At 53.7% G+C, this 21,252-nt stretch carries 20 protein-coding genes and 1 riboswitch; of the genes, 16 read left to right on the top strand and 4 right to left on the bottom strand.

The genetic code is table 11. The features are described 5' to 3' along the window. Positions 1 to 9 precede the first annotated feature (9 nt). Positions 10 to 843, top strand: coding sequence for an S-formylglutathione hydrolase (fghA, locus tag V9K95_RS10310; RefSeq protein ID WP_336440728.1), 834 nt, complete (start codon positions 10 to 12; stop codon positions 841 to 843). Here fghA and V9K95_RS10305 read toward each other — a convergent pair. From V9K95_RS10305 to V9K95_RS10295, 3 genes are all read right to left on the bottom strand, one after another. Next, positions 840 to 1,604, bottom strand: a complete 765-nt coding sequence (locus tag V9K95_RS10305; protein ID WP_115051505.1) for an RES family NAD+ phosphorylase — start codon at positions 1,602 to 1,604, stop codon at positions 840 to 842. The two genes, fghA and V9K95_RS10305, sit on opposite strands and share 4 nt — an antisense overlap. Then, positions 1,564 to 1,947 carry an MbcA/ParS/Xre antitoxin family protein gene (locus V9K95_RS10300; RefSeq protein ID WP_115051504.1) on the bottom strand — a complete coding sequence of 128 codons (384 nt, stop codon included), beginning with the start codon at positions 1,945 to 1,947 and terminating at the stop codon, positions 1,564 to 1,566. Before V9K95_RS10300 ends, V9K95_RS10305 begins: the two co-directional genes overlap by 41 nt. A 213-nt stretch (positions 1,948 to 2,160) precedes the next feature. Next, complete coding sequence (locus tag V9K95_RS10295; protein WP_336440727.1) at positions 2,161 to 3,540, bottom strand: cytochrome P450; 1,380 nt, start codon at positions 3,538 to 3,540, stop codon at positions 2,161 to 2,163. Between the two features lie 251 nt (positions 3,541 to 3,791). Here V9K95_RS10295 and V9K95_RS10290 point away from each other — a divergent pair, with 251 nt between their 5' ends. The 13 genes from V9K95_RS10290 to thiD all read left to right on the top strand — a co-directional run bounded on the left by V9K95_RS10290 (position 3,792) and on the right by thiD (position 18,347). After that, on the top strand, positions 3,792 to 5,534 hold the full coding sequence (locus V9K95_RS10290; RefSeq protein WP_336440726.1) for a S10 family serine carboxypeptidase-like protein: 1,743 nt from the start codon (positions 3,792 to 3,794) through the stop codon (positions 5,532 to 5,534). After that, positions 5,531 to 5,959 (top strand): hypothetical protein, encoded by a 429-nt coding sequence (locus tag V9K95_RS10285; protein ID WP_307282229.1) that lies wholly within the window; start codon positions 5,531 to 5,533, stop codon positions 5,957 to 5,959. The genes V9K95_RS10290 and V9K95_RS10285 overlap by 4 nt, the downstream gene beginning before the upstream one ends. A 274-nt stretch (positions 5,960 to 6,233) precedes the next feature. Beyond that, positions 6,234 to 6,440 (top strand): hypothetical protein, encoded by a 207-nt coding sequence (locus tag V9K95_RS10280; RefSeq protein WP_336440725.1) that lies wholly within the window; start codon positions 6,234 to 6,236, stop codon positions 6,438 to 6,440. After that, positions 6,437 to 8,878: a DNA topoisomerase (ATP-hydrolyzing) subunit B gene (gene gyrB / locus V9K95_RS10275; protein ID WP_115051499.1), complete on the top strand. Its 2,442-nt coding sequence runs from the start codon at positions 6,437 to 6,439 to the stop codon at positions 8,876 to 8,878. The genes V9K95_RS10280 and gyrB overlap by 4 nt, the downstream gene beginning before the upstream one ends. A 281-nt stretch (positions 8,879 to 9,159) precedes the next feature. Further along, positions 9,160 to 10,212: a dipeptidase gene (locus tag V9K95_RS10270; RefSeq protein WP_336440724.1), complete on the top strand. Its 1,053-nt coding sequence runs from the start codon at positions 9,160 to 9,162 to the stop codon at positions 10,210 to 10,212. A gap of 71 nt (positions 10,213 to 10,283) precedes the next feature. Next, a complete protein-coding gene (locus V9K95_RS10265) occupies positions 10,284 to 11,891 on the top strand; it encodes an ABC transporter substrate-binding protein (protein ID WP_115051627.1) in 1,608 nt (535 codons plus the stop codon). Positions 11,892 to 11,922: 31 nt separating this feature from the next. Then, positions 11,923 to 12,975, top strand: a complete 1,053-nt coding sequence (locus V9K95_RS10260) for an ABC transporter permease (RefSeq protein ID WP_115051497.1) — start codon at positions 11,923 to 11,925, stop codon at positions 12,973 to 12,975. After that, positions 12,972 to 13,895: a nickel transporter permease gene (nikC, locus tag V9K95_RS10255; protein WP_336440723.1), complete on the top strand. Its 924-nt coding sequence runs from the start codon at positions 12,972 to 12,974 to the stop codon at positions 13,893 to 13,895. Before V9K95_RS10260 ends, nikC begins: the two co-directional genes overlap by 4 nt. Continuing rightward, entirely contained in the window at positions 13,892 to 14,725 is an 834-nt protein-coding gene (locus V9K95_RS10250) for an ABC transporter ATP-binding protein (RefSeq protein ID WP_307282236.1), read from the top strand. The genes nikC and V9K95_RS10250 overlap by 4 nt, the downstream gene beginning before the upstream one ends. Continuing rightward, a complete protein-coding gene (locus V9K95_RS10245) occupies positions 14,722 to 15,492 on the top strand; it encodes an ABC transporter ATP-binding protein (RefSeq protein WP_336440722.1) in 771 nt (256 codons plus the stop codon). The genes V9K95_RS10250 and V9K95_RS10245 overlap by 4 nt, the downstream gene beginning before the upstream one ends. A gap of 148 nt (positions 15,493 to 15,640) precedes the next feature. After that, on the top strand, positions 15,641 to 16,666 hold the full coding sequence (locus tag V9K95_RS10240; RefSeq protein WP_336440721.1) for a TadE/TadG family type IV pilus assembly protein: 1,026 nt from the start codon (positions 15,641 to 15,643) through the stop codon (positions 16,664 to 16,666). 50 nt (positions 16,667 to 16,716) lie between these two features. Beyond that, positions 16,717 to 16,820: riboswitch (TPP riboswitch) on the top strand. A 64-nt stretch (positions 16,821 to 16,884) separates the two neighbouring features. Continuing rightward, positions 16,885 to 17,550: a thiamine phosphate synthase gene (thiE, locus tag V9K95_RS10235; protein ID WP_370878852.1), complete on the top strand. Its 666-nt coding sequence runs from the start codon at positions 16,885 to 16,887 to the stop codon at positions 17,548 to 17,550. After that, positions 17,547 to 18,347: a bifunctional hydroxymethylpyrimidine kinase/phosphomethylpyrimidine kinase gene (gene thiD, locus V9K95_RS10230; protein ID WP_115051492.1), complete on the top strand. Its 801-nt coding sequence runs from the start codon at positions 17,547 to 17,549 to the stop codon at positions 18,345 to 18,347. Before thiE ends, thiD begins: the two co-directional genes overlap by 4 nt. A 22-nt stretch (positions 18,348 to 18,369) precedes the next feature. Here thiD and V9K95_RS23685 read toward each other — a convergent pair whose 3' ends face one another. Continuing rightward, positions 18,370 to 19,143 carry a transglycosylase SLT domain-containing protein gene (locus V9K95_RS23685; protein ID WP_442958553.1) on the bottom strand — a complete coding sequence of 258 codons (774 nt, stop codon included), beginning with the start codon at positions 19,141 to 19,143 and terminating at the stop codon, positions 18,370 to 18,372. A 304-nt stretch (positions 19,144 to 19,447) separates the two neighbouring features. On the opposite strand from V9K95_RS23685, the gene V9K95_RS10220 reads away from it, so the two are divergent. Together V9K95_RS10220 and V9K95_RS10215 are read left to right on the top strand one after the other, a co-directional pair. Further along, complete coding sequence (locus V9K95_RS10220) at positions 19,448 to 20,191, top strand: FadR/GntR family transcriptional regulator (protein WP_336440720.1); 744 nt, start codon at positions 19,448 to 19,450, stop codon at positions 20,189 to 20,191. A gap of 33 nt (positions 20,192 to 20,224) precedes the next feature. Next, a complete protein-coding gene (locus V9K95_RS10215; RefSeq protein ID WP_336440719.1) occupies positions 20,225 to 21,199 on the top strand; it encodes a sialic acid TRAP transporter substrate-binding protein SiaP in 975 nt (324 codons plus the stop codon). Positions 21,200 to 21,252 lie beyond the last annotated feature (53 nt).

Here is a 21,252-nt window from a genome sequence, read left to right as displayed (position 1 = left end):
AGGACAGTCATGGAAACGCTTTCAGTCGCAAAAAGCTTTGATGGAACGCAGGGTGTTTATCGCCATCGCAGCGATGCCTGCCTTTGCGATATGACATTTGCAGTGTTCTTGCCGCCGCAGGCAAAAGAAGGGTCTGTGCCCGTCTTGTGGTATCTTTCCGGCCTGACCTGCACGCATCAAAATGTCATGGACAAGGGAGAATATCGCCGCACAGCCGCAGAGCTTGGCATTGCGATCATCTGCCCCGATACCAGCCCTCGCGGGGAGAATGTGCCGGATGAGAAGGACAATTGGCAGTTTGGGAGCGGCGCCGGTTTCTATCTCGACGCAACGCAATCGCCCTATGCCGAAAACTATCGCATGGCGACTTATATTGCCGAAGAATTGCCTACACTGATCGCCGCAAACTTTCCAATCGATATGCAGCGCCAGAGTATATTCGGCCATTCCATGGGTGGCCATGGCGCGATCACTTTGGCGCTGAAAAACCCCGGCCGCTTCAAATCCGTTTCCGCTTTCGCCCCAATAGCCAGGCCGATGGTTGCTGGCTGGTCGCGCCCGGCATTCGAGAAATATCTCGGCAGTGATGAAACGGCTTGGCGTGCTTATGACACTGTTGCCTTGATCGAAGACGGATATCGCCTACCGGAATTGCTGGTCGATCAGGGCAAAGCCGATGGTTTTCTGGACGATGGTCTGCGGCCCTGGCTACTTGAGGAAGCTTGTGAGAAGGCAGGTATTCCGCTGACGCTGAACATGCGTGACGGCTACGACCATTCATACTTCTTCATTTCGACCTTCATGGCCGACCACATTGCCTGGCATGTGGAAAGGCTGGGTTAATTGGCGCGTCCGGCCGCGGCCATCCTCGGATCGGCAGCGAATGTTTCCCGGTCAAAGCCTAGACGCAAATCTGGCTGGTCGCAGATTGCCTTGACGCCATAGCTTGAAAAATGCAGCCGCCAAGTTGTCATTTTGGTTGGTCGCGGCAGCGCGAAGCAGGCACATGAAAGCAGTGCAAGATTGGCACCGCCTTCAGGGTCGCGAACCGATTGATAGCGGATCAACTCAATATCTGCCTGTTGCGCCTTATCGGAAAGGTCGAGGCAGGCGGAATAGTCGCTGAGGTGAGTCCACTGCGCGGCCTGCTTCAGAAAAGGTGGCGCCATAAGATCAAGCGCTTTGGTGGTGGCATAGCGCGCCTCGAAGGCAGTGAACTCCAGTGCATTGTGCGGCCATGGAGTGCCCGGACTTTCGGCAAAAAACAGCAGTCGGTAAAAGGCGGTTTCAGCAACGGCTGTTTCAACAGCCTCGCTGGCATAAAACACGCCGGGCGAATACCCTTCGCGCCGGAACCTTGAATTGCCGGGATATCGACCATAGCGAAAAGGTGTGGCCAGCAGGTAGTCAAGATGCGCACAATTGGCTGGCAGTGGCGGCTTGGTGGCCTCCAGCTCATCCTCAAGCAAAGCCTGCTCATCAAGCGTGTCGACAAGCTTCATTGTAGAAACACGGTGCTGCGCTTCGACCAGACGCCAGCAGGCGCCATGCAGAACATGGGCTTCAGATCGGAGCGCGTCGGGCGTCCAGATAGGCGAGGACATGGGTGAGACCGTCAATGGTTTTGATACGGTTGAGCGGTTTGCCGCCAAGCATGGTGTTATCGGTTCTTATCCACTGACGCGCCACAGCATCATCGCCGCCGACAATGGCATCCAGTGACCGGTAGAGACGAATGAAGAGCAGGGCAAGCTCGTAACTCTTGCCGGTGAGCGGCGAGCCATCAAGGCTGCGCTTCAAGCGCGAAAGACTGGGTTCCGACAGGCCGACAATATTGGAAAGCTCCTTCGCGGTCAGTCCGAGCAATTCGGCAGAGCGCAGCAATGCCTTGGAAACAACGGTGGTCTTGCTGGGTGTTTCAGTTTTGTGTTGTGCGTTGGTTCGCATTGCATGTCCTTTCACTAGAAATATAAGTACATTAAATTTCCTGTGAAATCAAGCGAATGCATGCATCAAAGTATTGCGTGGTTCTACATGCTCACCATGAGGAGGGTGGGGTGGGCTGAACGCTAATCATCAATATTGCAGATACATCGCAAATACTGGCTCCCTGCAATCATCCACCTTCCTCATGGTGAGCCTGTCGAACCACGCAATACATCAACGCCTTGCAATAACACTCATTGGCAGACCTCCATTTGGCTGCGTTGTCAGCTTTTGCACCGGCCAGGGTTTTACCGAGCTTGCCATATCAAAGCGATAACGATGCAGCAGCACGGCCAATGCAATGATGGCTTCCTGCAGGGCAAAACTGGCACCAATACACACACGCGGACCGGCACCGAAGGGCAGATATTGGAAGCGATCAATCTTACCGCGGTTTTCCGGGTGAAAACGCGACGGTATGAACGCGTCAGGTTGATCCCAATAAAGACGGTGCCGATGCACGGTCCATGGCATGACCAGAACGGCTGACCCTTTAGGCAGTTTCAAGTCCTGGTACTGATCATCTTCAATCGGCTCCCGGTTGATTGATGGTGCGGGTGGGTAGAGCCGCATGGCCTCCTCGAACGCGGCGCGCGTAAAGGGCAATGCATCCAGCCATTCATGGGGCGGCGGCATATCGCGCTGGTCCATGAATGTATCAATTTCCTGCTCGATCAGTTCGCGCTCCCATGGCGCTCGTGCCAGCAGATAAAGCGTCCAGCCAAGCGCGCGTGCGGTCGTTTCATGGCCAGCACCGATGAAAGTAATGATATTGTCTTCGATCTCGGCGCGCGACAGGCCATCGGGCCCTTCCGCACGCAGGAGCAGAGTCAGAAAGTCGTTTGGAACCTTGTCGCCCTCTTTATCCATGCGTGCTTTGCGCATCTCAATCGTGTTGGCCACGATCTGCCGGAAGAAAGCGAGAGCACGGCGTCCGCGAATTTGGGTAAAGCGCGGCAACCATTCGGGCGCACCCAGAAGATCAAATGGATCAACCCGCCCCATGGTCTCGAAAAGCCGATCGACTTCATGCGAAAACTGGTCAGGATCGCCTGCAATTTCACCTGAAAACAGGGTTTCGGCCAGAATATCATAGGTCAGCATGGTCATGTCCCGCGACACATCCGTAATGCCGCTTTGCCCATTGTAACGGTCGGCGAAGTTCTCCGTTGCCCGCTGCATGCTTGTCGCAAAACCATTGATATGGCGCGGCGTAAACACGGGTGCCATGGCTTTGCGCGAGCGCTTCCACGTATCGCCCTCGGCCGTCAGCAACCCGTCGCGCAGGATCGGACGCAGGATACGCTGGCGTACAGCCGCCATCTTGTAGTTCTTGGCATTGTCGACAAGGACATGACGAATGAGGCCGGGATCATTGGCAATGATCGTATGGGCGAAAGACCAATCAATGGATACCCAAGGTTCGTTATAGGAGGGCTCACCCCACAGCTCCAGCGGATTGCGATAGATGGTGCGGATCAATTGCAGCGTACCGACAGGTCCGGTGCGGGGAACGGGTGCCGGTGGTGTGAATGCGGTTTTCAAAATATCCATTGCGCCTCCATAATTGCGATGTGGGTATGATTGCGTCTCATGTCCACAAGTTTCGCCCAGCCAGGGCGAAGAGAGGGGAAAATGGAAAGGTCGAAACAGCAGTAATTTTCTTGACCTTCAACCTCCTTTGAGCTCTAGTGAGATCGGTTTCGGGCAATATTTTATTTTAATTTCGGCATTATACGACCAAAGTATTACGTAATAATATCAATATCTTATTGCATAAATATTTTACTGTGAGGTTTTTAATCATGCATTATCGCTTGTGCGGGCTGACGCTTGCAGTTTTTCTCTCAGCCTGTAGTGGTGGCTCAGATTCAGAGCCTGAAAAAGCGCCATCATCATTTACACCGCAGGTAACCGTTGTTCCCAAGATTGATGCGCCGACACCTGGCTCTGCTGTCTTTTCTTACGGACCTGAGGATGGCATTTCACGCTCGTCCGTTAGCGAGGAGCCGGCAAGCAAGTCGCAAAAAATTACCGTGAAGGGGATACCGGTACAGTTTACCGCAAGCGCTGGTCATCTGATTTCGACAGGCTCGATACCTATTGGAACGGGTCTGAACTATAGAGATGCCGATGCCGCTATTTTCTACACGGCTTATACGCGTGATGATCTGCCAAAAGAAAACCGGCCGGTTACATTTGTATTCAATGGCGGCCCGGGTGGCGCATCAGCGGCTCTTGATCTGGGCTTCCTTGGCCCCAAGAGTTACGATGACGATGCCTCGGACAAAGCGAAAACTCTGCTCTGGAAGGATAATCCCAATACGATACTGGACAAAACGGACCTCGTTTTTGTCGATCCGGTAGGCACGGGTTATTCTGAAGCTATCTGGCCAAATAAAAACGAGGATTTTTGGGGTGTCGACAGCGATGCAAAAGTTTTGCGCAGCTTCATCACACGCTACATCAACGCCAATAATCGCCAGAGCTCGCCAAAATATATTTACGGCGTTTCCTATGGCGGATTTCGCGTGCCGATCATCGCGCAGTTGCTGATAGAAAAGGGTGAACGTGGTTATCTGCCTGATCCCAGCAAAAAACCAGCGAAGGTCTTAAGTGGTCTGATCCTGAATTCGCCAATTCTTGATATCAATAGCGATTGTTCTTCTCGCTACGTTTCCTGTCATGGCGTTCTGCCAACATATGCAATGGTAAAGGCATTTCATGACAAGTCAGTCGAAAAGCCAGACTTTGATCTGCCAGCCTTTCTGGGTGACGCAAGGCTTTTCGCGGTCACTTTCAACAATCTCTACAAAAGTGTGTTTAAAAGCGTTGACCAGAAAATATCCGATCGGTCGCAATGGAACATCTATCTTCAAAAACCAGAATCTGAAGTTTTCCTCAATAGATTGTATAAAATCACAGGGATAGGGAAACTGTACAAGCTGGGCGAAGGCGCGGACAGCAATCCATGGATTGCAAATCCGAATATGGATAGCAGGGAGTTTGTAAAGAGGTTCAGCCCTCAAGAGACATTACAGATGAATGATGGGCGATATTTTCTGGAGAAAGACACGGTCGATCCAGTCGTTGATCGCACTGACGTTAATTACGATCACATCAAATCCTATCTGGCAGGATTTGCCGACTATAAAGCGAAATCAAGATATCTCGGCAGCAATGGCAAAATTATCCTTCATTGGAACTATATGCCGGATCAGCATTTGTCAGTTACAGGCGACAGATTTGCAAGTGCCATTCCCGATCTGACTTTCGACGTAACACTAAATCCAAATCTGAAGGTTCTTATTCAGCACGGCTATTATGATCTCAATACGCCCTTCCATAAGACGGAGGTGGATATAGAGAATGCAAATCTGTCCTCCAGAATCCCGATAAAAACCTACCTTGGCGGGCATGGGATTGGTCCGGGCAGGACGGATGGCTATGAAAAGGTGCTCGCTGAACTCGATGCCTTTTATGACCAGCCAGCAGTGGTGAAGCTTGCCGCGTTCAATGCCGCTCTTCCGGAAGCGAGGAACCCATGAAGCGTGGAATGGTCTTTACCGTGGCGATTATATCTTCGGTTGTTTTGCAGGTTGCCGGATCGGCTGCTGACGATGTTATCACGCTGACAAAGCCCCCGGAATTTGGGGCAACAATGTCGGGGAGAATATACCCTCCAGCCAAGAGCGCGGTCGAAAGAACCGCTATGCCAATCACGCCTGAAACGGTGCTCAATGCGGTTGACGCGCGCATTCGTGCGCTTTTTGACCGCGCTGCGGATCCTTCGACGCATCTGGTGACTATCGAATCTGCCAATAGGGCAGGAGTGGGGTACTTTGTCGATAATTTCGCACTGATTGACCGTGATCAGGATGGCAGCCTTCGATATAGCGAGGTCAAAGGTTTTTTTGATGCGCAGTCACCCATAAAAAGGCCGGCCTCAAAGGAAATACAGATTATCGAATAGTTGGGCGGCCCGGAATGGTTGCGGCCAGACGATGATGCCAAGAGCCGGGGCCAGTTCCCGGCAAGGTTCCAAATGCACAGCGAGTGGTTATTCAAGGCTGCTCGCCAGTGCGCTTGAAACCTTTTTCAAAGCGCTGGTGGTCGTGTTTCCACGACCCGTCCGTTCGGTCCCGCCAGTAGCCAAGCTCAAAATCAACAAAACCAAAGGTAAGTATATATTTCTAGTGGAGTTTACGCATTTGACATTTGCATAGGAGCCTGCGGGCGGATGGAGCATGAATGTCAAAATTACCCCGCTAGGACACAGATTATCCATAGTGCTGGCGCAGATTAACGATCATCCGTGGACAGCCATGCGGCATGAATTGGAAAAACCAACAGAAATCACTATATCTAAGCATAGGTTGGGCATGATTCGCCCAAGATATGCTATAAGGACAGATGCACTGTTCCTGCCTTTAGAAAAGATTGAATTTACATGAGTGAAACACCCGAGATGACAACCGAAACCTCGCCGGAATATGGCGCGGAGTCCATCAAGGTTCTCAAGGGGTTGGATGCAGTTCGCAAGCGCCCCGGAATGTATATCGGTGACACGGACGACGGTTCCGGCCTTCACCACATGGTTTACGAAGTCGTGGACAACGCTATTGACGAGGCGCTTGCCGGTCATGCGACCCGCGTTACAGTGACGCTCAATCCCGATGGTTCCTGCACTGTCACCGACAATGGCCGCGGTATCCCCACCGACATGCACTCGGAAGGCGTTTCCGCTGCCGAAGTCATTATGACCCAGTTGCATGCGGGCGGTAAGTTTGACCAAAACTCCTACAAGGTCTCCGGCGGTTTGCACGGCGTTGGTGTTTCGGTTGTCAATGCGCTGTCTGTCTGGCTGAAGTTGAAGATTCGCCGTCAGGGCAAGATTCATGAGATGAGCTTCACGCATGGTGTGGCGGATAGTCCGCTGGTTGTGACCGGCGATTCTGAAGGCCTCACAGGAACGGAAGTATCGTTCCTGCCTTCGACCGAAACCTTCACCATGGTTGAATTCGATTTCAAGACATTGGAACATCGCCTGCGCGAACTGGCCTTCCTGAATTCCGGTGTGCGTATTCTTCTATCTGACCGCCGCCATGCCGATCCGGTCGACCTGGAGCTGTTTTACGAGGGCGGACTGACTGCCTATGTGAAATATCTCGACCGCTCCAAGAAGGAGCTGGTCGGCGAGCCGATTTATATTCGCGGCGAGCGGGATGATACGACTGTTGAAGTCGCCATGTGGTGGAATGACAGCTATCACGAGAATGTCCTGTGCTTTACCAACAATATTCCGCAGCGCGATGGCGGAACGCATCTTGCCGGTTTCCGTGGCGCGCTGACGCGTCAGATGACCGGCTATGCGGAAAGCACCGGTCAGGCCAAGAAAGCCAAGGTAACACTGACGGGCGATGATTGCCGCGAGGGCCTTACAGCCGTGCTTTCGGTAAAAGTGCCGGACCCGAAATTCTCGTCGCAGACCAAGGACAAGCTCGTTTCTTCGGAAGTGCGTGCTGTCGTGGAAAGTCTGGTCAATGAGGCATTGTCGACCTGGCTTGAAGAGCACCCGACTGAAGGCAAGGTGCTGGTCGACAAGGTTATTCAGGCAGCCTCGGCCCGCGAAGCCGCGCGCAAGGCGCGCGACATCACCCGCAAGAACTCGCTCAGCATCAGCTCACTGCCGGGCAAACTTGCCGATTGTCAGGAAAAAGATCCGGCCAAGTCGGAAATCTTCATCGTCGAGGGGGATAGCGCCGGTGGTTCTGCCAAGGGCGGACGCTCGCGTCAAAACCAGGCCATTTTGCCACTTCGTGGTAAAATTTTGAATGTGGAGCGCGTGAAGCTCGACCGGATGCTTTCATCCGACCAGATCGGCACGCTGATCCTGGCGCTGGGCACGAGCATTGGCAAGGATGAGTTTAACCCGGACAAGCTGCGTTACCACAAGATCATCATCATGACCGACGCTGACGTCGATGGTGCTCATATTCGTACATTGCTGTTGACCTTCTTCTTCCGCCAGATGCCGGAATTGATCGAGCGTGGCCATATCTATATTGCACAGCCGCCGCTCTATAAGGTCTCGCGCGGCAAATCCTCGCAATATCTCAAGAACGAAGTCGCCTACGAAGAATTCCTGATTGAATCCGGTTTGGAAGAAGCTTCGATGGAGCTGGACAGCGGCGAAGTTCGCGCTGGTTCCGATCTGCGCGCGGTGATCAATGACGCGATGGCTGTTCGCCATCTGCTGCAGGGCCTGAATACACGCTATGACCGGGCGGTTGTCGAGCAGGCAACAATTGCCGGTGCTCTGAACCCCGAAGCCATTTCCGATACGGCACGCGCTCAAGCGCTGGTGACAGAAGTTGCAGGGCGTCTCGACCTTATTGCCGAAGAAACGGAAAAGGGCTGGAGCGGCCGTCTTGCAACGCCTGATGATGGTATTGACGGCTATATTTTTGAGCGCTCATTGCGCGGCGTCAAAGAGACCGTAACGTTGGATATGGCGCTGATTGGCTCGGCTGACGCGCGCCAGCTGGATCGTTATTCCGCCCGTCTGCATGAGATTTATTCCAAGCCGCCTGTTCTGCGCCGCAAGGAAAAAACCGATATGATTGCCGGCCCGATCTCATTGCTCGAAGCGGTATTCGCCGCCGGCCGCAAGGGGCTTTCGCTGCAACGCTATAAGGGTCTGGGCGAAATGAATGCTGATCAGCTTTGGGAAACCACGCTTGATCCAAACGCACGTTCGCTGCTGCAGGTGAAGGTGAACGATGCGACCGACGCTGACAGCCTGTTCTCACGTCTGATGGGCGATGATGTCGAGCCGCGTCGTGAGTTCATTCAGGACAATGCGCTCAGCGTAGCAAATCTGGACGTTTAACAAACACAGCATCGCTTATCACTCCAAACATTCCGATCAATATCAAGGCGGTAATCAAAAGATTATCGCCTTGCTGTGTCTTGGCTGCGCTCCTAGCCACGTTCGGTAAGTGCACAATGTGTGGGCAAATTGTCCGGCAGCCTTGTATTTATACTTTTGTCTAACAACTCCCTTGAATGTTCATTGCGGGCGTGATCTTTTGGCAGAATTGGTGCTGGGATATTCGACGAAATGATTATCCGCCGGTGCAAGGCTTTTGATAAATCTGAACGGAAATTGAAATGCAGCCAGTCTTCGATGGTCACAACGACGTGCTCTACCGGTTGTGGAAACATTCGAAAAGCGGAACGGATCCGGTTCAGGAATTCATCGAAGGAACAAGTTTAGGCCATATAGACAAGAAGCGTGCACTGAAAGGCGGTCTGGTTGGCGGGCTTTGCGCCATCTACGTTCCGTCCGGTGATTTGGCATTCAAGGCTCCGGATGCCAATGGCCATTATTCGACACCGCTTGCAGCGCCGCTTGAACGCGCTCCATCGCTCGATATTGCGTTAGAAATGGCTTCTATAGCCCTCCGGTTGCAGCAGGCAGGCGGATGGAAACTCTGCCGGAGTACAGCGGAAATCAACGAATGCATCGATCAGGATCAATTTGCGGCAGTTCTTCACATGGAAGGCTGCGAGGCGATTGGTGCTGATCTGTCGGCACTTGATGTGTTTTATGCAGCTGGCTTACGTTCGCTGGGGCCGGTCTGGAGCCGGAACAACATATTCGCGCATGGCGTCCCGTTTGCCTATCCAATGGACCCCGATACGGGTCCCGGTCTGACAGGAGCAGGCGAAGAATTGGTCAAGGCATGCAACCGCCTCGGCATTCTGATTGATCTCGCGCATATAACTGAAAAGGGTTTTTGGGACGTGGCACGTCTGAGCGACCAACCCCTGGTTGCCAGCCATTCCAATGTGCACGCACTGACGCCTGTCGCGCGCAATGTTACCGACAAGCAGTTTGATGCAATCCGCGAAAGCAAGGGGCTTGTCGGCTTGAATTACGCCGTGGCCATGTTGCGTCCCGACGCCCGCGAAAATGCCGACACACCGCTGACGGATATGGTTCGTCATATTGACTATATGGTCAATCGCATGGGTATTGATTGCGTGGCACTTGGTTCTGATTTCGATGGTGCTAAAATCCCCGGCGAAATTGCTGATGCAAGCGGCAACCAGAAACTGGTCGAAGCATTGCGCGAGGCTGGCTATGGTGAGGATGATCTTGCAAAAATCTGTCGTAAAAACTGGCTGCGCGTGCTTGGCTCAGCCTGGCATGAACAATAAAAATAAACAAAGGTTCGGAACAAGCTCAAGAGATTCCGGCCAATAGCTCTAAACAGGGAACCAGAACAATGTTGATGACCAAGATGAACCCAAAGTTCCGCATGATGCTCGGTAGCGCGGCCATCTCCGCCGTAATGTTGTCGGGCATGCCGGCCTTCGCCGAAACGCCCGCCGATACGCTGGTCGAGGCATGGGCGATTGATGACGTCATCACGCTTGATCCGGGTGAAGCTTTTGAGCTGACCATGGGCGAGATCAACGGTAACACCTATGACAAGCTGGTACGGCTCGACATCAATGATCCATCCAAGATCGTTGCGGATGTCGCCGAAAGCTGGACGGTTTCCGATGATGGCCTGACCTATACATTCAAACTCAAGCCCAATCTGCAATTTGCTTCCGGCAACCCGCTTACCGCTGAAGATGTTGCCTATTCCTTTGAGCGTGCCGTCAAGCTCGATCTGAGCCCGGCATTCATTCTGACGCAGTTTGGCCTGAACAAGGACAATGTGACCGAAAAGGCAAAAGCGGCTGATCCGTCCACTTTTGTTTTCACTGTCGATCAGCCTTATGCACCAAGCTTCGTCTTGAATTGCCTGACATCGACCGTTGCTTCGGTTGTAGACAAGAAATTGATCTCCGAGCACATCGTCAATGATGATTTCGGCAATGCCTGGATGAAGACGAATTATGCGGGTTCCGGTCCGATGAAAATTCGCGATTGGCGCGCCAACGAGATTATCGTTCTGGAGCGTAATGACAATTACTATGGCACCAAGGCTCCGCTCGCCCGTGTTATTTATCGCCACGTCAAGGAAAGCGCGGCGCAGCGCCTTCTGCTTGAAAAAGGCGATGTTGATGTCGCCCGTAATCTTGAACCAAATGATATGGAGCAGGTTACCAAGAACAAGGACATCACCACGGTCAGTGCGCCGAAGGGAACAATTTATTATATCAGCCTCAACCAGAAAAATGAAAACCTAGCCAAGCCGGAAGTCCGGCAGGCGTTTAAATATCTGGTCGATTATGATGCCATCGGAGAACAGCTGATCAAGGGTGCCGGTGATATCCACCAGACCTTCCTGCCAAAGAATATTCTGGGCGAGCTGGATGAAAAGCCGTTCAAGCTGGATGTGGCTAAGGCCAAGGAACTGCTCGAGAAGGCAGGATTGAAGGATGGCTTCTCCTTCACCATGGATGTGCGTAACAACCAGCCGGTGACGGGTATTGCTGAATCAGTTCAGCAAACACTCGCGCAGGCAGGTGTGAAAATGGAGATCATCCCGGGCGACGGTAAGCAGACCCTGACCAAATATCGTGCCCGTACGCATGATTCCTATATTGGTCAGTGGGGCGTGGATTATTGGGATCCGAATTCCAACGCCGAGACCTTCACCAGCAATACGGACAATGCTGATACCGGCACCAACAAGACACTCGCATGGCGCAATGCCTGGGATGTGCCGGAGCTGACCAAGGAAACGAAGGCAGCCCTGCTGGAGCGTGATAATGCCAAGCGCGCGGCAATGTATCAGGATCTGCAGAAGAAAGTGCTTGAAACCAGCCCCTTCATCATCATCTTCCAGCAGACGGAAGTGGCAGGACTGCGTGCGAACATCAAGAACTTCAAGCTTGGTCCATCATTTGATACCAACTACGTTTTCAATGTAACGAAGTAATCCGGAACCTGTACCGGTGAGCACATCTGACATGCAATTGGAGGCCAGGCGCTCAGGCGCCTGGGCTTCAAATTTCGCTTGGGCCGTGGGCAGGTTTCTGCTCATTGGCGCCATCACATTTCTTGGTCTTCTGGCCGTCACGTTTTTCATTGGCCGTGTCATCCCGATCGATCCCGCGTTGGCCATTGTAGGCGATCGCGCGCCTGCCCACGTCGTGGCGCGTGTGCGTGAAGAGCTGGGACTGAATCTGCCGCTCTACCAGCAGTTTTTCCTTTATCTTAAGGGTGTCCTGCAGGGTGAGTTCGGCAATTCCGTTCTGACCAGCAATCCGGTTATGACCGATATTATCCGCGTCTTTCCCGCTACCTTCGAATTGGCGACACTGGGCACGCTTATTGGCGCGTTTATTGGTGTTCCGCTTGGAGTGCTTGCTGCCGTCAAGCGGGGCACGATCCTCGACCAGATTGTCAGAGTTATCGGACTTATCGGCTATTCAGTGCCGGTGTTCTGGCTGGGGCTGCTCGGTCTCGTGCTGTTTTACGCCAAGCTTGGCTGGGTATCGGGACCAGGACGTATCGACGTTGTCTACGAGTACACGTTTACGCCCATTACCGGCCTTTACCTGCTTGACGCGATTTTGCAGAACAATTGGGAAGTCTTCCGCAATATTTTCAGCTTCATCATCCTGCCCGCCTCAGTGCTGGGTTATTTTTCGCTGGCCTATATCAGCCGGATGACGCGTTCTTTCATGCTGAACGAGCTTGAGCAGGAATATATTGTTGCGGCGCGCGCCAAGGGCCTGTCCGAAACCCGCATCATCTGGGCCCATGCCCTGCGCAATGCGGCAGTGCCATTGCTGACTGTGATTGTGCTCTCCTTTGCCAATCTGCTTGAGGGGTCAGTGTTGACCGAAACGATCTTTTCCTGGCCAGGCCTTGGCAGCTACATCACCAATTCGCTGCAAAATGCCGACATGAATGCGGTGCTCGGCGGCACGATTATCATTGGTGCCGTGTTCATCGCCATCAACCTTCTTTCCGATCTTCTGTATCGGCTACTTGACCCACGGACACGCGCACGATGAGCGAGATCGCAAAACCAATTTCCCGCCGCGAATGGCTGATGAGCGACCGGCCGCAATCGCGTATGCAGGCCCGGCTTGGCCGCGCTTATTTGATCTGGAGCCGTTTTGCCAGCAACAGGCTCGCCGTGATCGGACTTGGCATCATTTTTGCGCTGGTGCTGGTGGCGCTATTCGCTCCTCTGCTTGCGCCGCATTCACCGGTTGCAGGCGATCTGCGCAATGCACGGCTTTTGCCGCCCGGTGGCGATTATTGGCTCGGCACAGACGATCAGGGCCGCGATATTCTTTCGCGCCTTATCTATGGTTCGCGTCTGACGCTCTATGTAGTTGTCCTCGTGGCTATCATCGCCGCGCCGATTGGGCTGCTTGTCGGCACCATCGCCGGTTATGCCGGAGGCTGGGTAGACGCAATTCTTATGCGGCTCACCGATATCTTCCTGGCATTTCCAAAGCTCATTCTGGCTCTCGCTTTGGTGGCGGCGCTCGGACCTGGCATTGAGAATGCCGTCATTGCCATAGCGGTCACCTCGTGGCCGCCCTATGCACGCATTGCCAGAGCTGAAACGCTGACCGTGCGCAATTCCGACTATATTGCCGCCGTGCAGCTCATGGGTGCATCACCCATGCGTATCGTCCTGCGCCACATCATGCCGCTTTGCCTTTCATCTCTGATCGTCCGTGTGACACTCGACATGGCCGGAATTATCCTGGTCGCCGCAGGCCTTGGTTTCCTTGGTCTGGGCGCACAGCCGCCATTGCCTGAATGGGGTGCGATGATCGCATCCGGCCGCCGGTTCATCATGGATCAATGGTGGGTGGCAGCCGCACCGGGCTTTGCAATTCTCATCGTCAGTCTGGGCTTTAATCTTCTTGGCGATGGCTTGCGCGATGCGCTCGATCCAAAGGGGAACAACCAATGAGCGCCTTGCTGACAGTCAAGGATCTTCGCGTGCAATTTCCGACCCGCACGGGGGTCGTGGATGCTGTGCGCGGCGTTTCGTTCACGCTTGGTCGCGAAAGGCTCGGCATTGTTGGCGAGTCCGGTTCAGGAAAATCCCAGACCGGGCGCGCAATCATGGGGCTGACGCCACATCACGCAAAGATCACCGCCGATACGTTGAATTTTGACGGAATGGATCTTCTGGATATTTCGGCAAAGGAGCGGCGAAGCCTGCGTGGAAACCGCATCGCAATGATCCTCCAGGACCCGAAATATTCGCTCAATCCTGTGATGAGCATCGGCAGGCAGATTGTTGAAACGCTGCGTACCCATGAAAAGGTGAGCAAAGCCGAGGCGCGCAAGCGCGCGCTCGACATGCTTGCTGCTGTGCAGATACGTGATCCGGAACGGGTCTTTAATCTGCATCCGCATGAAGTTTCCGGCGGCATGGGACAACGCGCCATGATCGCGATGATGCTGGTGACCGGACCGGAGCTGCTGATCGCGGATGAACCGACTTCCGCGCTTGATGTGACAGTGCAGCTTGATGTGCTGCGAATCCTTGACAATCTGGTGCGGGATCGCGGCATGGGTTTGATCTTCATCTCCCATGATTTGCGGCTGGTCTCCTCCTTTTGCGACCGCGTTATCGTCATGTATGCGGGGCGGATCGTCGAAGAAATCGCCGCTGCAGACCTGAAGAACGCAAAACATCCCTATACGCGCGGGTTGATGAATTGCATGCCGCAGATCGGCACCGACCGGCATCCGCTGCCGGTCCTTGACCGCAAGCCGGAGTGGGCCGCATGAACAATCTGCAAGTGGCGGCTCTCAGCGTCGAAAATCTTGAAGTGAAGTATGATCGTTTTCGCGCATTGCGCGGCGTCAGTCTTGATGTCCAGCAGGGCGAGTCTTTTGGTCTGGTGGGCGAGAGCGGCTCGGGAAAGTCAACCTTGCTGCGAGCCGTCGCGGGACTTGCACCTGTTACCGGCGGCGCGATCACAGTCAATGGCAAGACGCTTGGCTCGTCCCGGACAAAAGCATTTTACCGTGAAGTGCAAATGGTGTTTCAGGACCCCTTTGGCTCGCTGCATCCGCGCCAGACGGTGGATCGCCTGTTGCTGGAACCATTGGTCGTGCATGGCTTTGCCGATATCGAAAAACGTATCCTGCGCGCGCTTGATGAAGTGGGCCTTGGTTCAAGCTTTCGCTTTCGCTATTCGCATCAGCTTTCCGGCGGTCAACGCCAGCGTGTCGCCATTGCCCGTGCATTGATCCTGGAGCCTTCAATCCTGCTTCTTGATGAACCGACATCAGCCCTTGATGCTTCGGTACAAGCGGAAGTTCTCAACCTGCTGGAGCAGATAAGGCGGGATAGAAAGCTGACCTTCCTGATGGTCAGCCATGATCTGGCGGTGGTCACCCATATGTGCGACCGGCTGATGGTAATGCAGAATGGCGCAGAGGTGGAACGCCTGTCGGCGACAGACCTTGCCCGTCATGCTGTGAAGGAAGATTACACGCGCAATCTTCTTTTGGCGAGCGAGGGTTTTGTCCGGCCGGAAGCATCCATATAGAGCTGTAAGGTTCACCGGATTTTTACCATTGCTGAACATTCAGGCGCTCTTTACTGCCTGAATGCAGAATGGTGAAAATCTGAATGAATTTCATAAGCCGTCATTCACATGGCTGAATCAATGGTCTGCCCAGCGACTGGAGTGGGCCATGAAAAAAATAAGAAACTTTCTGAAAGACCGTAGTGGCGCGACAGCCGTCACATTTGCATTGTTGCTCGTACCTATGGTGGGAATGACCGGGCTTGCCGTGGATTATACCCGCGCAAGCAGCGATCGTTCGCAACTGCAAAACGCAGCGGACGCAGCCGTGCTGTCGGGTGCAGAGATCTATGATGGCAAGGACCTCAAGCCGGTAAATGCGCGCATTCTTGAAAGTTTACGCGCGAATGTTGCGGATTACGACGCACGCGGAATCATCAAGAATGTCACTGCAATTGAAAGCATTCCACCGCAGATCGTTCTTACACTGTCGACGTCGATGGGTACGACATTTATGAAGGTACTGAACCAAGACACAATAAACGTAGCAGTGAAAGCGGTAGCTTCGAGCGCAATTTCACCCACTGAGGCGACCTTCAACATAACGAAAGTCAAGGGAATCTATTATAAAAAGATATCCATGATCGCCGTTAGGAAAGATGGAACGGAACACGAGGTTGCCTCAATCGAATATACAAATCCCCAGCAAGTGGACGGGCAAGGTACTTCTAAGCCTGAGGTAAACAAAGCGCAGACGTTTGCATTGGGCGAAGTGAGTGAACTCTACTTCACTATGATTGTGAAAAAGGAAGGTTGTCCCATTGGTTATGTTAACCCAAAAAATCGCGATGGGTCGTTGCAGAAGAAATGTGTCGCGACAACCAATTCGCGCGAACAGCTAACGAGCATCCCTGAAAATCTCACTTTCAGTGACTATAGTAAGCGGCTGAATAGTGCCCATGCTTTCTTGGTTAAAAGCAACAGAAGATATGATGCGTGGCGATTGGCGTTGAACGGCGCAACCACGACTACGGCGGAAGAAAAAGATGCTTTTGTCATGGACGATCTCATGAACTGCAAGGGCGAGAAGGAGCATCATGGCTGGGAAGACGGGGGCGGCACCGATCCCGATTTTGAATACGACCTGACCACAGGCTGCACGTATGACTTCTCTAAAGTTATGTTGACCCAATAACCCGAACCACACCTGCGCATTGACTTCCACGATGCGCCATCTCATCATGAGTTCATTCCGAGGGGGGCATCGTACGATGCTGAGATGGCGCTGAGCCAAGACCCTTGAACCTGATCCGGATCATGCCGGCGTAGGAACGGGAATTGAGCAATTATCGCGCTGGTTCGTCTTTCTTCGCACATATCCGGGTCTCCAGTTTTGAAAATGGAGTCCGTGACGTGCCAAATGTAGATTACCGCCTAAATGCCATTGTCGATTTTGATGCTATTGGCCCCGACAAGGATTTAGGGGCGCTGGCTCTGGCTGCGGTGCGTGGCGGTGCAACAATTATCCAATATCGTGACAAAAACTCCGCAACGCGTGACATGATTGATCGTGCACGGCAGATACACGCCGCGATCAAGGCGACAGGCGTGCCGCTGCTCGTCAATGACCGGATTGATGTTGCGCTTGCCGTAGGCGTGGAAGGTGTCCATGTGGGGCGCGAAGACATGGCGGTTGCCGATGTCCGACATCTCCTCGGGCCAAATGCGATTATCGGACTGACCGTCAAGAATGAACCGGACGCGCAAGCAGCGATTGATGGCGATATTGACTATGCCTGTATTGGCGGCCTGTTTGAAACACCCACCAAGGAAAACCTGCAACCGATCGGCTTTGACGGGTTCAAGCGCCTGGCTGCCATCATACGCAAGGCAAAACCGCATTTGCCTATAGGCGCTATCGCCGGTATTGGGCTCGAGCGCACGCCGCTTGCCATTGAAGCGGGTGCTGATGGTGTAGCGGTCATTTCTGCGATCTTCCGTCAGGACGATCCGCAAGGAGCGGCGCACACTTTGCGGTCGGCGGTGGATGAGGCATTGCAGGTAAGAGAGCCAGCATGACCGCAATAGCGCTGACTATTGCCGGGTCTGACAGCGGCGGCGGGGCAGGAATCCAGGCCGATTTGAAAACCTTCTCGGCGCTCGGTGTTTATGGCGCGAGTGTGCTCACCGCGATCACTGCGCAGAACACCCATGGTGTTACGGCCATTGAGAATCTTTCGCCCGATATCATCCGGGCTCAGATGGACGCGGTTCTTTCCGACCTTGAGGTGAATGCAATCAAGATCGGCATGGTATCGACAGTATCAACCATAGAGACAATTGCGCAGGGGCTTGATCGCTGGCAGCGCAAAGCGGTGTTCGATCCTGTCATGGTTGCAACTGCGGGCGACCCTTTGCTGGAGCCAGCGGCAATCGACGCTCTGCGCCAGCTTCTCTTGCCGCGCGCGCTGCTGCTGACTCCCAATTTGCCGGAGGCGGCCTTGCTAACAAATATGCCGATTGCCGAAGATGAAGCCCAGATGGTGCGGCAAGCGAAAAAGCTGCTCGAACTCGGTCCCTCAGCCGTACTTATAAAGGGCGGACATGCCAAGGGGGATATGAGCACCGATATCCTGCTTGATGGGTCCGGAATGGAGCGATTTTCGACGCCGCGTATCAAGACAGTCAATGATCATGGTACTGGATGCACACTGGCGTCTGCCATTGCCGCTGGCCTGGCAAAAGGAATGGCTCTGCATGGTGCCGTTAGTGAAGCCAAGGACTATCTGACGGCTGCCATGGCGGCTGGCGAAATGCTCAAAGTCGGCAGCGGGCGTGGGCCGGTCCACCACTTCCATCGCTGGTGGGCGGCCTAGCAGCACCGGTGCAGTTTTGATTTCAGAGTGGAGCGGCGGTGCTGGCTGGTGTCGCGTTGCTCAAGCCTGTAGTTGCTCCACTGGTGGAGGCTGCCGAAGCAATGTCAGGCCGTTGCATCGGCAACGGGATCGCTGCCGGAAACGCCACAGCGGGTTCTTCTGAATAAGCGAGTTGCGCCGGCATGGCAGCCGGTGTTTCAGCGGGAGCCATCGCCGTCATCGTCGCGGGTGCAACAGGCGTGCTTGACGGTTTCAGGCCGGTCTCTTCCAGAAGGCCCTTTTTCTTGGCCTGATAATAATAGCCGCGAGCGTAAAGCCGCACGGCCTGATCAGGATTGTTATCGGCAACCTTGTAGGCGCCAGCAAGATACTTCACGCCAAATTTGAGATTTGTTTCTGCATCCAGCAAATCTTGCGCAGAGCCGGTGTGACCCATGCCGCGTGCTGTCGCGGGCAACATCTGCATCAGACCCCAATAGGGACCGTTGCGAGCCTGTGGATTACCGCGGCTTTCCCGATGCACAATGCGGCGAACCAGCGATTCAGGCACTTCGTAGGCAACCGAATATTTTGAAATCAAACTGTCGAGCGGCGTACCGTTATCTTTGAATTCAGGGGCGCTTCTCGTGCTTGTGGCAACCGTGACGGTGCTCTTGCTGTCCGTGGCCACATCGGAATTAGCGGGCGCTTCGGCCGCAGCAACACGCGGAGATTGTTCAGGAATTGGCAGTGATGCAGCCTCGGGCAGCTTGGGATCAGTCGTGGTGCAAGCGCCCAAAACCAAGGCGAAACTCAAGCAAGCAAAGGTCCGAAGTGATCGTGTATCAGGCAGCATTTATCACCGGTTTGACGAAGCATCTCTTTTAACGATTGGTTTCTCATAGCGCGTTCGTTCGGTTTAGAGGCAATCACTTTCTGATACAAAATGTAACAATGCTCATGGGCGCCCTGTCAAGGCGAGACAAGTTGCGAAAACCTGCCCTGTTAAAACCGATCCGAACCAGCGGTTGACTCGCTCATATATATCAATGTATCAGTTATATATTGGTAAGGCCAGTTTACCAGTTGCCGGAAATGGGAAGCCGGGTGGGGAGGTTTAAATGTTCGCAGCCATTCAGTCACGCCGGCTTTACCGGCAGGTGGCAGACCAGATACGAAGCCAGATCGAACATGGTCAGCTTGGTGTCGGAGAGCGGTTGCCCGGTGAACGTGAACTGGCGGAGGAACTTGGCGTTTCCCGTCCCACCATTCGTGAGGCTTTGATTGCCCTCGAGGTCGAGGGGCTCATCCATATTCGCATGGGATCAGGTGTTTACGTGGCGCGGTCGCCGCGGGAGAAACACCTGCGGATTCAGCCTGACGAGCTTGAAGGGCCGTTCGAGCTATTGCGGGCACGCGCGCTGATCGAGTGCGCTATTGCCGAAGAAGCCGCCCGCACAGTGACAACGAAACATATAGAAGCGATGGACGATGTGCTGACGCAAATGGCGCGCACATTCAACAACCCGCAGGTGTCGATTGCGCTCGATCGCACCTTCCACACGACCATTGCCGGCATCATGGAAAATTCCGCGCTCGACCGCGTTGTCGGAGAGTTATTCGACCAGCGCATGACGCCTTATTTCACCAGGCTGGCCAGTTATTTCGAGAGTGCGGCTTCATGGCGGGAGGCTTTTGAGGAGCACCGTGCAGTACGCGATGCCATAGCAGGTGGTGATCCCGCTCGCGCAAAATCTGCGATGCAATATCATCTGCATCAATCGCAGCTGAGATTTTCCAGAAGTTTCGACGAGGAGCTGGAAACGGAAAGAGACCAATCTGCAAAGATGTCTCGACAGAAATAACGCGAACTAAATTCAATAAGGGAGGAAATAACAATGAAATTCAAACTGGCTACACTTCTTGGTGCTGCTGCGGCGCTTGCCATTTCGGCAGTGGTTGCACAGGCGCAGACCACGCTGAAATGGGCGCACGTCTATGAGACGTCCGAACCATTCCATACGGAGTCCGTATGGGCGGCGGAAGAAATCGCCAAGCGCACCAATGGCCGTTACAAGATTGACGTGTTCCCTGCATCTCAGCTTGGTAAGGAAGCTGATATCAACCAGGGATTGAAGCTCGGCACAGTGGATATCATCATTTCGGGTTCAAGCTTTGCTGCCCGTGATTCCAAGCCGATCGGCGTTACCTATTTCCCCTATATCTTCCGCGATTCCGACCATCTGATCGCCTATACCAAAAGCGATGTCTTCAAGCGGCTTGCCGCTGGCTACGAGGAAAAGACCGGCAATCATATTGCATCGGTCAGCTATTATGGCACGCGTCACACTACCGCCAACAGGCCCATCGCCAAGTGTTCGGATATGGCCGGGTTGAAAATCCGTGTCCCGGACGTTCCAGCCTATCTGGCAATGCCGCGTGCCTGCGGCGCCAACACAACGCCAATCGCTTTTGCCGAAGTCTATCTGGCATTGCAGAACGGCACTGTCGAAGCGCAGGAAAATCCGCTGACGACGATTGAGGCCAAGAAGTTCTTCGAAGTTCAGAAGAACATCATTTTGACCGGCCATATTGTCGATCACCTGAATACCGTCATTTCCAAGCAGCTTTGGGCCAACCTTAGCGACGAAGACAAGAAAATCTTCGGCGATGTGATGCAGGAAGCCGCCGAAAAGACCACCAAGACGATTGCCGCCAGGGAAAAGGAACTTGTTGCGAGTTTCAAGGAACGTGGCCTGTCAGTCACCGATGTCGACAAGGCTGACTTTGAAAAGACCGTTCTGGAGAAGGTGAAGTTTGAAGACTTCGGTTACGAAAAGTCCGACTGGGAAGCCATTCGCGCCATCAAGTAACCTATCAGTCTGGCCGGGCAGCCTTGGCTCCCGGCCTCTTTTTCTGCCCTGAG

It is taken from the genome of Phyllobacterium sp. CCNWLW183, from assembly GCF_037203775.1.
GTDB classification, from domain to species: Bacteria; Pseudomonadota; Alphaproteobacteria; order Rhizobiales; family Rhizobiaceae; genus Phyllobacterium; species Phyllobacterium ifriqiyense.
Note: the sequence above shows the minus strand (reverse complement) of the source record. Positions and strands in the feature narration are given on the sequence as shown.